Raw genomic sequence first — 12635 nt, 5'->3', positions numbered from 1 at the left:
CTGGCACTCGCACCTCCGGTGTCGTAACGGGCGGGGCTGTCGAAACGGGCGGGCCCCGTGTGACCCCTGCACTTCCGGGCGCCGCACATATGGCGACCGCATGCACGGGCGACCCGCGCCAAGCCTAGCCCGCGACACCGCCCCTCACCGGGAGGCCGTCGCCCCCGTGACGGGGTGTGACGTTCATCTCGACAGGTCGTGCCGCACAGTGGAGGCATGAGTGAGCAATCGTCATCGGCAACGAGCGGCTCCGCGAGCCGTCATCACCTGACCCTTCTCGTGCGCGCCGGGTGCGGTGCGTGCGGTCCTGCGCGCGAGCAGCTCGAGGCGCTCGCGGAGGAACTCGGCGTCGAGGTCACCTGCATCGACGTGGATGTCGCTGCCGCAACCGATCCCGATCTGAGGGCCGAATTCGGGGACCGTCTGCCCGTCGTTCTGCTCGACGGACGCGAGCACAGCTACTGGGAGGTCGACGAGCCGCGACTGCGCGCAGATCTCGCTCGGTGAGTCGGCAGGTCCTCGTCGTACAGCAGGTGGGAAGCACATTCGGGGTGCTTCGAGCAACTTTGTGCATGGCTTCACAAGCGGTTACCGTGGTGTGAACGAATTCCCGGATCACCGTGAGGCCAGGTGTGTATCCACCGGCCGGACGAGGAGCCACGTACCGTGACGCAGTTGCACCCACCGCAGGGCGAGGACGCTCGCGGCACCGCCGAGTCCGGCGAGGGTGCCACTCCCACTCCTCCGGTCCGCGATATCCCACAGGCTACTGTGACGCGTCTCGCGACCTACCTCCGGGTCCTCGGTGCGTTCGCCGAAGCGGGCACTCTCATCGTCTCCAGTGAGGAACTCGCGGCCGCCGCCGGGGTCGGTTCGGCCAAACTGCGCAAGGATCTGTCCTTCCTCGGACCCAACGGAGTGCGCGGCGTCGGCTACGACGTCCTGCGCCTCCAGTCCCGCATCGAAGCAGCTCTCGGACTCGACCGGGGCCATCGCGTCGTGCTCGTCGGAGTTGGCAGCCTCGGCCGCGCCCTCGCCCGGTATCCGGGCTTCGACCGCCGCGGTTTCACGATGGCCGGACTCTTCGATTCCGATCCCGACGTGGTGGGCACACGTGTGGGCGATCTCGTCGTGCGTCACGTCGACGATCTCGAGAACGGAGCCCATGAACTCGGCGCGACCATCGGTGTCGTCGCCACCCCCGACGAGGCAGCACAGCAGGTGTGCGATCGGCTCGTGCTCGCAGGAGTGCGCAGCATCCTGAGCTTCGCTCCCGTCGAACTCGATGTCCCCGACCACGTCGAGATCCGACGCGTCGATCTGTCCGTCGAGATGCAGGTCCTGTCCTTCAACAGCACCCGCAACGGGGAGACCCCCCGGGCCGCGACCGCTGACGTTCGTCCTGCTGCCGGCGACGTACGCCCCGCCGGCATACCGCGGGTGTCCACCCGAAGCTCTGCTCGGCGTACCACAACAGGAAAGGCGGGTCCGATGGGCTCGGCCGCGACCAGAAACGGATCGGTGATCGCACCGTGAGTGTTCTCCTCGTCGGGATATCGCATAGGAGCGCACCGGTCCCGGTGCTCGAGAAGGTGGCGGTCACGGACACCGACCGCCCCAAGCTCACCGACAAGATGCTGGCGTCGGACAAGATCTCCGAAGCGATGATCGTCTCCACCTGCAACCGGGTGGAGATCTACGCGGTGGTCGACGCCTTCCACGGCGCGCTCGCCGCGGTCAGCGAACTGCTCGCCGAGCACTCGGGTCTGCCCGTCACCGAACTGCACAAGCACGCCTACGTCCGCTACAGCGAGGCCGCTGCCGAACACCTGTTCTCCGTCGCCAGCGGGCTCGACTCGATGGTCGTGGGGGAGCAGCAGATCCTCGGCCAGATCCGCACCGCCTACGCCGCCGCCGACGCTCAGCAGGCCGCCGGCCGCACCCTGCACGAACTCGCCCAGCAGGCGCTGCGCGTCGGCAAGCGGGTGCACTCGGAGACCGGCATCGACGCCGCCGGTGCATCCGTCGTGTCGGTCGCGCTCGACAAGGCCTCGAACTTCCTCGGAGGCGCCCTGAAGGGCCGCACCGCCGCGGTGATCGGTGCCGGCGCCATGGGTGGTCTCGCCGTCGCGCATCTCGTCCGGGCCGAGGTCGGCTCGATCGTCGTCGCCAACCGCACCCGCGACCGTGCCGAGCGACTCGCCGAGACCGCACAGGCCGCCGGTGTCGACGCCGAGGTCGTCGGATTCGACGATCTCGCGACCGCACTGAGCCGCGCCGACGTCGCCGTCACCTGCACCGGAGCCGTGGGCGCCGTCGTCACGCTCGCCGACGCGCACCGCGCACTCGCGCAGCCCGGCCGCGGCGAACGCCCCCTCGCGATCTGCGATCTCGGTCTGCCGCGCGACGTCGACACCGCCGTGGCCGGTCTTCCCGGTGTGCAGGTCTTCGACATGGAGTCGCTGCAGCGCGACCCGTCGGCCGGCGCCGCCGCGACCGACGCGGAGGCCGCCCGCACGATCGTCGCCGCCGAGCTGTCGCAGTACCTCACCGCGCAGCGACTCGCCGAGGTCACCCCCACCGTGACGGCACTGCGTCAGCGCGCCGCCGAAGTGGTCGAGGGCGAACTGATGCGCCTCGAATCGCGACTGCCCGATCTCGACGACGGCCAGCGCGGCGAGGTCGCCCGCACCGTGCGCCGGGTCGTCGACAAGCTCCTCCACGCACCGACGGTGCGCGTCAAGCAGCTCGCGTCGACGCCGGGAGGCGACCAGTACGCCGAGGCCCTGCGCGAGCTGTTCGAGCTGCGCCCGGGCTCGGTCGAGGCGGTCGCGACACCCACCAAAGATCTGAACTCGCTGACCGATCCCACCCTCTCGGGGGATCTGTCCGCCGCACTCGACCCCGCTGTCACCACCGAACTCCAGGCCTCACGAAAGGACGGCACCGCATGAGCACCGAAGCCGCATCGGTTTCCCGCGACGATGTTGCTCGGCAGGATCGTCCCCTGCGGATCGGTACCCGCGGCAGCGTGCTCGCCACGACCCAGGCCGGTACCGTGCGCGACGCACTGATTGCCGCCGGTCGCCCGGCAGAGCTCGTCATCATCACCACCAAGGGCGATGTGACGCCCGGCCCGGTGCAGCGCATCGGCGTCGGCGTGTTCACCGCCGAGCTGCGCGAGGCGCTGCTCGCAGGTGAGGTCGACGTCGCCGTGCACTCCTACAAGGACCTGCCGACCTTCCAGGATCCGCGCCTCGTCGTCGCGGCCGTCCCCGAGCGGGAGGACCCGCGCGACGCGCTCGTCGCCCGTGACGGACTCGTCCTCGGCGAGCTGCCGCCCGGCTCCAAGGTCGGTACCTCGGCGCCGCGCCGGCGGGCACAACTCGCTGCGCTCGGCCTGGGACTGCAGATCGAACCGCTGCGCGGCAACATCGACACCCGCATCGGCAAGGTCGACTCCGGCGAACTCGACGCGATCGTCATCGCGCGTGCCGGACTGTCGCGGATCGGACGCCTGGACCGGGTCACCGAGTCCCTCGAACCGGTGCAGATGCTGCCCGCGCCGTCGCAGGGTGCGCTCGCCGTGGAGTGCCGGTCGGACGATCCCGAGATGATCGAGCTGCTCGCCGGACTCGACCATGCGCCGAGCCGCGCCGCAGTCGTTGCGGAGCGCTCGCTGCTCGCCGAACTCGAAGCCGGATGCACCGCACCGGTGGGGGCGATCGCCGAGGTCGTCGAATCGCTCGACGACGACGGCCGGGTGATCGAGGAACTGTCGGTGCGCGGATGCGCCGCCGCCATGGACGGATCGGATGTGCTGCGAGCGAGCGCGGTGGGGGCGCCGGAGAAGGCCGAGGAACTCGGTCGCCGTGTCGCCCGCGAACTGCTCGACCTCGGTGCGCGCGAGCTCATGGTCGAGCACGGGGTCCCCCCCGAGACGAGCCCTGCCGATGATTGACACAGCCGTCACCGTCACCCGATTTGCCCTTACCGCTGATTTGACCGCACTGGAGAATGACCGATGAGCCGAGTCCGTAAGCACAACCCCGGGCGCATCCTGTTCGTGGGATCGGGCCCGGGCGATCCTGCGCTGCTCACCGTGCGCGCGCGTGACGTGCTGGCGGGCGCCACGATCGCCTTCACCGACCCCGATGTCGACAAGGGTGTCGTGGCCCTCGTCGGTGTCGACCACGGCACCGACCCGGAGACCGGTGAGCCCGTCGCCGAGGTCCGTCCCGCGCTCGGCGAGCCCGCCGAGGTCGCCAAGACGCTCGTCGCCGAGGCGAAGGCCGGTCGCGACGTGGTGCGCCTCGTCGCGGGCGACCCGCTCACCACCGACTCGGTGATCGCCGAGGTCAACGCGGTCGCCCGCACCCAGGTGGTCTTCGAAGTCCTGCCGGGCCTGCCCGCCGGATCGTCCGTGCCGAGCTACGCCGGTATGGCGCTCGGCTCGTGCCACACCGAGGTCGACGTGCGCGGAGAGGTCGACTGGGCCGCGCTCGCCGCCGCCCCCGGCCCCCTCGTCCTCCATGCGACCTCCGGCCACCTCGCCGAGACCGCCAGCGCGCTGGTCGAACACGGCCTGGCGCCGCAGCCCCCCGCCGCGATCACGGTGCGCGGCACCACCCGTCAGCAGCGCACCGTCGAGGCCACCCTCGCGACCCTGAACGACGCGGGTTCCGAGCTCGTCGGACCGCTCGTCGTCACCGTCGGCAAGGTCGTCTCGCACCGCAACAAGATGTCGTGGTGGGAGTCGCGCGCCCTGTACGGCTGGACCGTGCTCGTGCCCCGCACCAAGGATCAGGCCGGCGAGATGAGCGAGCGGCTCGTCACGCACGGCGCGATCCCGATGGAGGTGCCGACCATCGCGGTCGAGCCGCCGCGCAGTCCCGCGCAGATGGAACGCGCGGTCAAGGGCCTGGTCGACGGTCGCTACCAGTGGGTGGTGTTCACTTCCACCAACGCGGTGCGTGCGGTGTGGGAGAAGTTCGAGGCGTTCGGTCTCGACGCGCGCGCGTTCTCCGGCGTCAAGATCGCGTGCGTCGGTGAGGCCACCGCTGCGAAGGTGCGCTCGGTCGGCATCATCCCCGAGCTCGTGCCCAGCGGCGAACAGTCCAGCCTCGGCCTGCTGGCCGAGTTCGCCCCGTACGACGACGTCTTCGATCCGGTCAACCGGGTGCTGCTGCCGCGCGCCGACATCGCCACCGAGACCCTCGCCGAGGGTCTGCGCGAGCGCGGCTGGGAGATCGACGACGTCACCGCCTACCGCACCGTGCGTGCCGCTCCGCCGCCGGCCGCGACCCGCGAGATGATCAAGACCGGTGGTTTCGACGCGGTGTGCTTCACCTCGTCGTCGACGGTCCGCAATCTCGTGGGTATCGCCGGCAAGCCGCACGCCCGCACGATCGTCGCGTGTATCGGCCCGAAGACGGCCGAGACGGCGATCGAGTTCGGCCTGCGGGTGGACGTGCAGCCCGAGACCGCGCAGATCGGGCCCCTGGTCGACGCGCTCGCCGAGCACGCGGCCCGGCTCCGCGCGGAAGGCGCACTGCCTCCGCCGCGGAAGAAGTCCCGCGCCCGCCGCTGATCTCTGGTGATCCGATGATCCGTGCGCGGTCCCGGTAGTCGCCACTACCGGGGCCGCGCACGACCCGTATGGAAGGTGTTCTCCCCATGTTTCCCGACATCCGTCCCCGCCGGCTGCGCAGCACACCCGCCATCCGACGGCTCGTGGCAGAAACCTCCCTCGAACCCCGCCACCTCGTGCTCCCGATGTTCGTGGCCGACGGCCTCGACGAGCCGCGCGAGATCGCGTCGATGCCCGGGGTGTACCAGCACACCGCCGATTCGCTGCGCAAGGCCGCGGCCGCGGCCGTGTCCGCCGGTGTCGGCGGCCTGATGCTCTTCGGTGTGCCCAGCCCCGAGGACAAGGACGCCCGTGGTTCCGCGGCGAGCGATCCCGGCGGTGTGCTCAACCGCGCGCTGCGGTCGCTGCGCAGCGAACTCGGCGACTCCACGGTGATCATGGCCGACACCTGCCTCGACGAGTTCACCGATCACGGCCACTGCGGTGTGCTCACCGACACCGGCGTCGTCGACAACGACGCGACCCTCGAGCGTTACGCCGAGATGGCCGTCGCGCAGGCCGAGGCCGGGGCGCACCTGCTCGGCCCGAGCGGCATGATGGACGGCCAGATCGGTTTCATCCGGTCCGCGCTGGACGAGGCCGGGCACACCGAGGTCGGTCAGCTCGCCTACTCCGCGAAATACGCCTCGGCGTTCTACGGTCCCTTCCGCGACGCCGTCGGCTCGTCCCTCGAGGGAGATCGCCGCACCTACCAGCAGGATCCGGCGAACCGTCGCGAGTCGCTGCACGAGGTGGACCTCGACCTCGCCGAGGGCGCCGACATGGTGATGGTCAAGCCGGCGATGTCGTACCTCGACGTGCTGCGCGAGGTGGCCGACCGCTCGCCCGTCCCGGTGGCCGCCTACCAGATCTCGGGGGAGTACTCGATGATCACCGCGGCCGCGCAGAAGGGCTGGATCGATCGCGATGCGGCGATCCTCGAATCGCTGGTCGGCATCCGGCGGGCCGGTGCGGACGTCGTCCTCACCTACTGGGCCGCCGAGGTCGCGGGTCGTCTGTCATGAGCTTCCCCGCACCTCCTGTCGGGCCCGGCCCCGCGGCGAATCGTCCCGTTCCCGGAGACGTCACGACGGCCCACCAATTGTGGTGCGGGGTACTCGCTCTCGCCGTCGTGAGTTTGGCGGCAAGTCTCGCCGATCTGCTGAGTCGACGCGAGGAACTGCTCGACCTCATGACCACGATGGCCGCCGAGCAGGCCATCGAGGGCGTCACCACGGAGCAGCTCGAGTCGGCGGTCCCGCTGCTGGTCGCGCTGACCGCAGGCATCGGCCTGGTGATCGTCGGACTGCTCTATCTGGTAGTCAGGCAGCTGTTGAAGGCCAAGAACTGGGCCCGGATGCTGCTGACCCTGCTCGGGGTGTTCATGTCGCTGTCGACCCTGCCCACCGTCTTCGGTGTGGGCGTCGGGGAGGGCGGCGCGGGCTGGATACTCGGTGTGGTGGGCATTCTGCAAGCCGTCGCGACCGTCGGAGCGATCGTGCTGATGCACCGGCGGGATGCCAACCGCTTCTTCCTGCGACTGCCGGAAGAATAGACGTACCACTCGGTTTCGTCCGGCGCGACCGAAGAGTACGGTGGGCTCACCATGTGGGCCGCACGGCCCTTTCCGTCGAGCGAATAAGGACGTCATGCAGGTGGAACCGCGGCCCTATGGGCGCCGTCGCGAATTGGTGTTGATCGCTCTCATCGCCCTCCTCGGACTGGTGACCACCGTGCTGCTGGTGATCCCCGGCGCGTTCGCCGCTTGACCGACCCGACGGCCCCCGATCCGGCGACCCCTGATCCGGCAACCCCTGATCCGATGGGCACCGACCCGGCCGGGCCGCTGTTCCACGAACCCGGAGCGCGCTGGCGCACGGTCGCCATCGGCCCGCTGGTCTGCGTCGTGGCCCTCGTCGTCGAACTGTTCACCGGCCCCGTCGTGCACTGGGTCGCGCTGCCGATCATCGCGATCGTGCTCGCCGGCTTTTCCTACGTGATGGTCGTGGCTGCTCGTCGGCACGTCAGCGTCGAGCTCACCTCCACGGTCCTGCGGCAGGGCACCGAGGAACTGCCGGTCGCCGAGATCGAGGCGGTGCTGCCGCCGCCACCGGACGACCGGCGCGATCCGGAACGCTGGGAGACCGCCCGGAGCCTCGGCGAACTGGCGGATGTGCCGCGCGGCCGCAAGCCCGTCGGACTGCGGCTCATCGGAGGAACGTTCGTGCGGGCGTGGGCGAAGGACGCCGACGAGCTGCGAGCACGGCTCGGCGAGCTCGTCGGCGAACCCGGTCAGACTGCGACGTCCTGAGGTGGGACGACCGCTCCCTCACGGTCGAGCATGGCCGAGCCGAGCAGGTAGTCGGGCACACCCAACCCGTCCACGAGCGTCAACGCGTGCGGACGCAGGCTGCGGCACCGCTCGTTGATCCCGCGTGTGACGGCCTTGGCGCGTTCGACCGACAGCAGGCGGTGCTCCATGAACCACGCCTTGTCCTCGTCGATGATCGTCAGCGCGTAGAGATCGCACAGCTCCGACAGCAGGTCGCGGGCGGTCTCGTCCTTGCAGTCCTCGATCGCGGCGACGAACGCCTCGAGCACGACTCGGTCGATGTGCGCGCGGGCGGCGTGCAGAACGTGGTCCTGCACGAAGTTGAAGGCGTCGAACGGGTTGTCCTCACGCTTCATCGCGGCCTGCAGGCGCCGGGCCGCAGTGGACAGCAGGTACTGCTCACGGTCCTCGAACATCGTCACCTGGGTGCCGCGGTCGAAGAGGCTGCCGTCCTCCTCGTTGTCCTGGCGGGTGTCGACGATCGTCTGGATGATCTGCTGCGCCGCGGTGCGCTTCTTGACGATGTCGGAGATGGTGGTCGCGGCGAAGCGCATCCACTCCACCGGGCTCATGCCCTGCACCTCGTCGGCGTAGGCCGTGAGCAGTTCCTTCGCGACCAGCTGGGTCAGGACGTGGTTGTCGCCCTCGAAGGTCGTGAACACGTCCACGTCCGCGCGCAGCGCCGTCAGCCGGTTCTCGGCCATGTAGCCGGCACCACCGCACGCCTCGCGGCACTCCTGTATCGCCCGCGACGCGTGCCAGGTGTTGGCGGCCTTGAGGCCGGCCGCGCGACCCTCGAGTTCGCGCTGTTCCTGCGCGTCGAGTTCCTGCAACGACGTCGACTGCAGCCGGTGCATCGTCGTGAGCAGCTCGTTCTGGGCGAAGCCGAGCGCGTACGAGCGGGCGATCAGCGGGAGCAGGCGCCGCTGGTGGACGAGATAGTCCATGATCGGCACCTCGCCGTCGCGCCCGGGGGCGTCGAACTGGCGACGCTTCTCGGCGTAGCGGGTGGCGATGCTCAGCGCGACCCGCGCCGCCGCACCCGCCGAGCCGCCGACGGTGATGCGCCCGCGGACCAGCGTGCCGAGCATCGTGAAGAACCGTCGGCTCGGGTTGTCGATGTCCGAGGCGTAGGTGCCATCCGGTTCGACGTCCGCGTACTTGTTGAGCAGGTTCTCCCGGGGGATGCGCACCTGGTCGAAGACGATGCGGCCGTTGTCGACACCCGGCAGGCCGCCCTTGTAACCGCAGTCGGAGGTCGTCACACCCGGCAGGTCGTTGCCGTCCTCGTCGCGGATCGGGACGACGAAACAGTGCACACCGTGCGTCTCACCCTGCGTGACGAGCTGCGCGAAGACGGCCGCGAACCGGGCGTGTTGCGCCGCGCCACCGATGTAGTCCTTGCGGGACGACGGGGTGGGGGAGTGGATCACGAACTCCTGGGTGTCCGGATCATAGGTCGCCGTGGTCTCGAGCGACTGCACGTCGCTGCCGTGGCCCGTCTCGGTCATCGCGAAGCAGCCGAGCACGTCGAGGTCGATGAGCTGCTTGACGTACTTCTCGTGGTGCCGCTCGGTGCCGAGGTTCTCGATGGCACCGCCGAACAGGCCCCACTGCACGCCCGCCTTGACCATCAGCGACAGGTCGGACATCGCGAGCATCTCGATGGATGCGACCGCGCCGCCCGCGTCGCCCGTGCCGCCGGACTCGACGGAGAAGCCCGCCGCGGCATAGCCGTGTTCGGCGAGGATGCGCATCTGCTCGAGCGTGATGGCGCGCGCCTTGTCGGTCTCGGGGGTGTAGTGCGGTGCGAACTTCTCGTGCGCGAGATCCTTGCGTGCGCGTTCGCGTGCTTCGTGCCACGCACCGTCGAGTGCGATGCGCAGGTGTTCGGCTGTCGTCGGCATGCCTCAGACGATAGGTGCGACAAGTCACTCACGGTGTCCCTTTTTCCTGGTAAGGGAGAAAAAACACATGAGGTTTGAGGACCACTGTTTTTGGCAAATCCCGCGAAACTACGGACACTGGAAGTCGTGACTGCGACCCCCGATGCTTCGTCCACCCACGACACTCGATCCGCCGCACTCTTCCACCGGGCATCGAAGGTGACACCGGGGGGCGTCAACTCTCCGGTCCGCGCGTTCGGATCGGTCGGCGGCAATCCTCCTTTCTTCGCATCGGGATCGGGTCCGCTGCTCACCGACGTCGACGGAAAAACCTACGTCGACCTGGTGTGTTCTTGGGGCCCGATGATTCTCGGGCACGCGCATCCGGCGGTCGTCGAGGCCGTCCGATCCACCGCGCCGGCGGGTCTGTCGTTCGGTGCCCCCACCGAGGGTGAGGTCGAACTCGCCGAGGAGATCGTCGCCCGCATCGCACCCGTCGAGCAGGTCCGGCTCGTCAACTCCGGCACCGAGGCGACGATGAGCGCCGTCCGTCTCGCGCGCGGATTCACCGGACGGTCGAAGATCGTGAAGTTCGCGGGTTGTTATCACGGTCACGTCGACGCGCTGCTCGCCGACGCCGGTTCCGGCCTCGCCACCTTCGGTCTGCCCACCTCGCCCGGCGTCACGGGCGCCCAGGCGGGCGACACCATCGTCGCCCCCTACAACGACCTCGCCGCCGTGCGCGCCGCCTTCGAGGCGAACCCCGGTGAGATCGCCGCGGTCATCACCGAGGCCGCCGCCGGCAACATGGGCACCGTCCCGCCGGTGTCCGGCTTCAACGAGGGCCTGCGCGAGCTCACCCGTGAGCACGGCGCGCTGCTGATCATGGACGAGGTGATGACCGGCTTCCGCGCGAGCCCGACCGGCTGGCACGGCATCGACGGTGTCTCCGGCGACCTGATGACCTTCGGCAAGGTCATGAGCGGAGGTCTGCCCGCCGCGGCCTTCGGTGGCCGCGCCGACGTCATGTCCCATCTCGCCCCGAGCGGACCGGTCTACCAGGCCGGCACCCTGTCCGGTAATCCCGTCGCCGTGGCCGCCGGCCTCGCGAGCCTGCGTGCCGCCGACGCCGAGGTCTACGCCAACCTGGACCGCAACTCCGAGACCCTCGGGCGTCTGCTGGGGGAGGCACTCGCCGCCGAAGGGGTGCCGCACCGCGTCCAGAATGCCGGCACGCTGCTGAGCGTCTTCTTCACCGATGAGCCGGTGACGAACTACGAGCAGGCCAAGGCCGCGCAGACCTGGCGCTTCCCGGCCTTCTTCCACGCGCTGCTCGAGCGCGGCGTCTACGCACCCCCGAGTGCCTTCGAGACGTGGTTCGTCTCGTCCGCGCTCGACGACGACGCGTTCTCGCGGGTCGCCGACGCGCTGCCGCACGCCGCGCGCGCGGCCGCCGCGGCGACCGCGCCGTAGCACCGCTCTCCTGCCTGCCCAGCCCGATCCGCCCCTCCCACACCCCTCGAGGAACATCGACGTGACCGACGCCGCCCCGTCCGAGACCCGCACGATCGTGCACGTGCTCCGCCACGGAGAGGTCCACAACCCCTCCGGAATCCTCTACGGCCGCCTGTCCGGCTTCAAGCTGTCGGTGACCGGTGAGGCCCAGGCACGTGCGGTCGCGGCGTCGCTCGCCGACCACGACATCGCACACGTGGTCGCGTCCCCGCTCGAACGGGCCCAGCAGACCGCCGCCCCGATCGCGGAGAAGCACGGACTGCAGATCCGCACCGACGAGAACCTCATCGAGGCGGCCAACGACTTCGAGGGCTTGAAGGTCTCGGTCGGCGACGGTGCGCTCAGCCGCCCGCGCCACTGGTGGAAGCTGCGCGATCCGTTCACCCCTTCCTGGGGCGAGCCCTACCTGCAGATCGCCCACCGCATGCTCGCCGCCGTCCACGCGGCCCGCGTGGCCGCGGTGGGGCGGGAAGCGGTGTGCGTGAGCCACCAACTCCCGGTGTGGACGCTGCGCCGCTTCCTCGAGGGCGAGCGACTGTGGCACGACCCGCGTCGCCGCCAGTGCAGCCTCGCCTCGCTGACCTCCCTGGTCTACGAGGGTGACCCCCTCGTCGACCTGGTCTACTCCGAGCCGGCCGGCGCCTCCGACCCGAACGTCCACGGCGCATGAGAAAGGTGTTCCGGGCGACGGTCGCCGCGATCTGCGGTGCCGTCCTTCTCACCTCCTGCGCCACCGGGGACGACGCCGTCGCCACCGGGGGAACGTTCGACTTCGTCTCGCCCGGCGGGCAGACCCGCATCTTCTACGACCCCCCGGCCGACCGGGGCACCCTCGGTGAGCTCACCGGCGAGGACCTCATGAACGAGGGCGAGACCATCTCCCTCGACGACTACGAGGGCCAGGTCGTCGTGCTCAACGTGTGGGGCCAGTGGTGCGCGCCGTGCCGCAGCGAAGCCGACGATCTCGAGGAGGTCTACGAGGCCACCAAAGATCTCGGGGTGCAGTTCCTCGGCATCAACGTCCGCGACAATCAGCGCGACAAGGCCCAGGACTTCGTCACCGACCAGCGGATCGGCTCCCCGTCGATCTACGCCCCGCCGATGCGGTCGCTGCTCGCCCTCGGCCGCAACTACCCGACCTCGGTCGTGCCGACGACGGTCGTCCTCGACCGTGAGCACCGCGTGGCTGCGGTCTACCTGACCGAACTGCTCGCCGAGGACCTGCAACCGGTCGTCGAACGGGTCGCGGCGGAACCGGATTCGGAGCAGTAAC

At 69.8% G+C, this 12635-nt stretch carries 12 protein-coding genes; 11 read left to right on the top strand and 1 reads right to left on the bottom strand.

Going from position 1 to position 12635, the window contains the following annotated elements; translation table 11 throughout:
* The first annotated feature begins 216 nt into the window (after window positions 1–216).
* The 8 genes from IM25_RS01205 (at window position 217) to IM25_RS01170 (ending at window position 7940) form a co-directional block, all read left to right on the top strand.
* On the top strand, window positions 217–507 hold the full coding sequence (locus IM25_RS01205) for a glutaredoxin family protein (protein ID WP_006552340.1): 291 nt from the start codon (window positions 217–219) through the stop codon (window positions 505–507).
* A 159-nt stretch (window positions 508–666) separates the two neighbouring features.
* Window positions 667–1536, top strand: coding sequence for a redox-sensing transcriptional repressor Rex (locus IM25_RS01200; protein WP_019291201.1), 870 nt, complete (start codon window positions 667–669; stop codon window positions 1534–1536).
* Window positions 1533–2954, top strand: coding sequence for a glutamyl-tRNA reductase (locus IM25_RS01195; protein WP_024101721.1), 1422 nt, complete (start codon window positions 1533–1535; stop codon window positions 2952–2954). Before IM25_RS01200 ends, IM25_RS01195 begins: the two co-directional genes overlap by 4 nt.
* Window positions 2951–3961 (top strand): hydroxymethylbilane synthase, encoded by a 1011-nt coding sequence (gene hemC / locus IM25_RS01190; RefSeq protein WP_065995664.1) that lies wholly within the window; start codon window positions 2951–2953, stop codon window positions 3959–3961. Before IM25_RS01195 ends, hemC begins: the two co-directional genes overlap by 4 nt.
* Before the next feature lie 63 nt (window positions 3962–4024).
* Window positions 4025–5590 carry a uroporphyrinogen-III synthase gene (locus IM25_RS01185; protein WP_065995663.1) on the top strand — a complete coding sequence of 522 codons (1566 nt, stop codon included), beginning with the start codon at window positions 4025–4027 and terminating at the stop codon, window positions 5588–5590.
* A gap of 86 nt (window positions 5591–5676) precedes the next feature.
* The gene (gene hemB / locus IM25_RS01180; RefSeq protein ID WP_006552336.1) at window positions 5677–6654 is read left to right on the top strand and encodes a porphobilinogen synthase; all 978 of its coding nucleotides are present in this window, start codon (window positions 5677–5679) and stop codon (window positions 6652–6654) included.
* A 107-nt stretch (window positions 6655–6761) separates the two neighbouring features.
* Window positions 6762–7184, top strand: a complete 423-nt coding sequence (locus IM25_RS01175; protein WP_228044622.1) for a hypothetical protein — start codon at window positions 6762–6764, stop codon at window positions 7182–7184.
* Between the two features lie 267 nt (window positions 7185–7451).
* Complete coding sequence (locus IM25_RS01170) at window positions 7452–7940, top strand: hypothetical protein (RefSeq protein WP_006552334.1); 489 nt, start codon at window positions 7452–7454, stop codon at window positions 7938–7940.
* Here IM25_RS01170 and IM25_RS01165 read toward each other — a convergent pair.
* Window positions 7922–9868: an acyl-CoA dehydrogenase family protein gene (locus tag IM25_RS01165; RefSeq protein ID WP_019291205.1), complete on the bottom strand. Its 1947-nt coding sequence runs from the start codon at window positions 9866–9868 to the stop codon at window positions 7922–7924. The genes IM25_RS01170 and IM25_RS01165 overlap by 19 nt on opposite strands.
* Before the next feature lie 126 nt (window positions 9869–9994).
* Here IM25_RS01165 and hemL point away from each other — a divergent pair, with 126 nt between their 5' ends.
* The 3 genes from hemL to IM25_RS01150 all read left to right on the top strand — a co-directional run bounded on the left by hemL (window position 9995) and on the right by IM25_RS01150 (window position 12634).
* A complete protein-coding gene (hemL, locus tag IM25_RS01160) occupies window positions 9995–11320 on the top strand; it encodes a glutamate-1-semialdehyde 2,1-aminomutase (protein WP_019291206.1) in 1326 nt (441 codons plus the stop codon).
* 61 nt (window positions 11321–11381) lie between these two features.
* The gene (locus tag IM25_RS01155) at window positions 11382–12032 is read left to right on the top strand and encodes a histidine phosphatase family protein (RefSeq protein ID WP_065995662.1); all 651 of its coding nucleotides are present in this window, start codon (window positions 11382–11384) and stop codon (window positions 12030–12032) included.
* On the top strand, window positions 12029–12634 hold the full coding sequence (locus IM25_RS01150; RefSeq protein WP_065995661.1) for a TlpA disulfide reductase family protein: 606 nt from the start codon (window positions 12029–12031) through the stop codon (window positions 12632–12634). Before IM25_RS01155 ends, IM25_RS01150 begins: the two co-directional genes overlap by 4 nt.
* Window position 12635: the final 1 nt, after the last annotated feature.

Origin of the sequence: Rhodococcus sp. p52, assembly GCF_000763325.2 — a bacterium.
GTDB lineage: Bacteria > Actinomycetota > Actinomycetes > Mycobacteriales > Mycobacteriaceae > Rhodococcus > Rhodococcus pyridinivorans.
This window is presented reverse-complemented; position numbering and strand designations above follow the sequence as displayed.

What these genes read in the sequence shown, in the direction of transcription:
- IM25_RS01185 (WP_065995663.1), top strand. Translation starts at nt 4,025, where the DNA reads ATGAGCCGAGTCCGTAAGCACAACCCCGGGCGCATCCTGTTCGTGGGA.
- IM25_RS01165 (WP_019291205.1), bottom strand. Translation starts at nt 9,868, where the DNA reads ATGCCGACGACAGCCGAACACCTGCGCATCGCACTCGACGGTGCGTGG.
- IM25_RS01170 (WP_006552334.1), top strand. Translation starts at nt 7,452, where the DNA reads ATGGGCACCGACCCGGCCGGGCCGCTGTTCCACGAACCCGGAGCGCGC.
- hemC (WP_065995664.1), top strand. Translation starts at nt 2,951, where the DNA reads ATGAGCACCGAAGCCGCATCGGTTTCCCGCGACGATGTTGCTCGGCAG.
- IM25_RS01150 (WP_065995661.1), top strand. Translation starts at nt 12,029, where the DNA reads ATGAGAAAGGTGTTCCGGGCGACGGTCGCCGCGATCTGCGGTGCCGTC.
- hemB (WP_006552336.1), top strand. Translation starts at nt 5,677, where the DNA reads ATGTTTCCCGACATCCGTCCCCGCCGGCTGCGCAGCACACCCGCCATC.
- IM25_RS01205 (WP_006552340.1), top strand. Translation starts at nt 217, where the DNA reads ATGAGTGAGCAATCGTCATCGGCAACGAGCGGCTCCGCGAGCCGTCAT.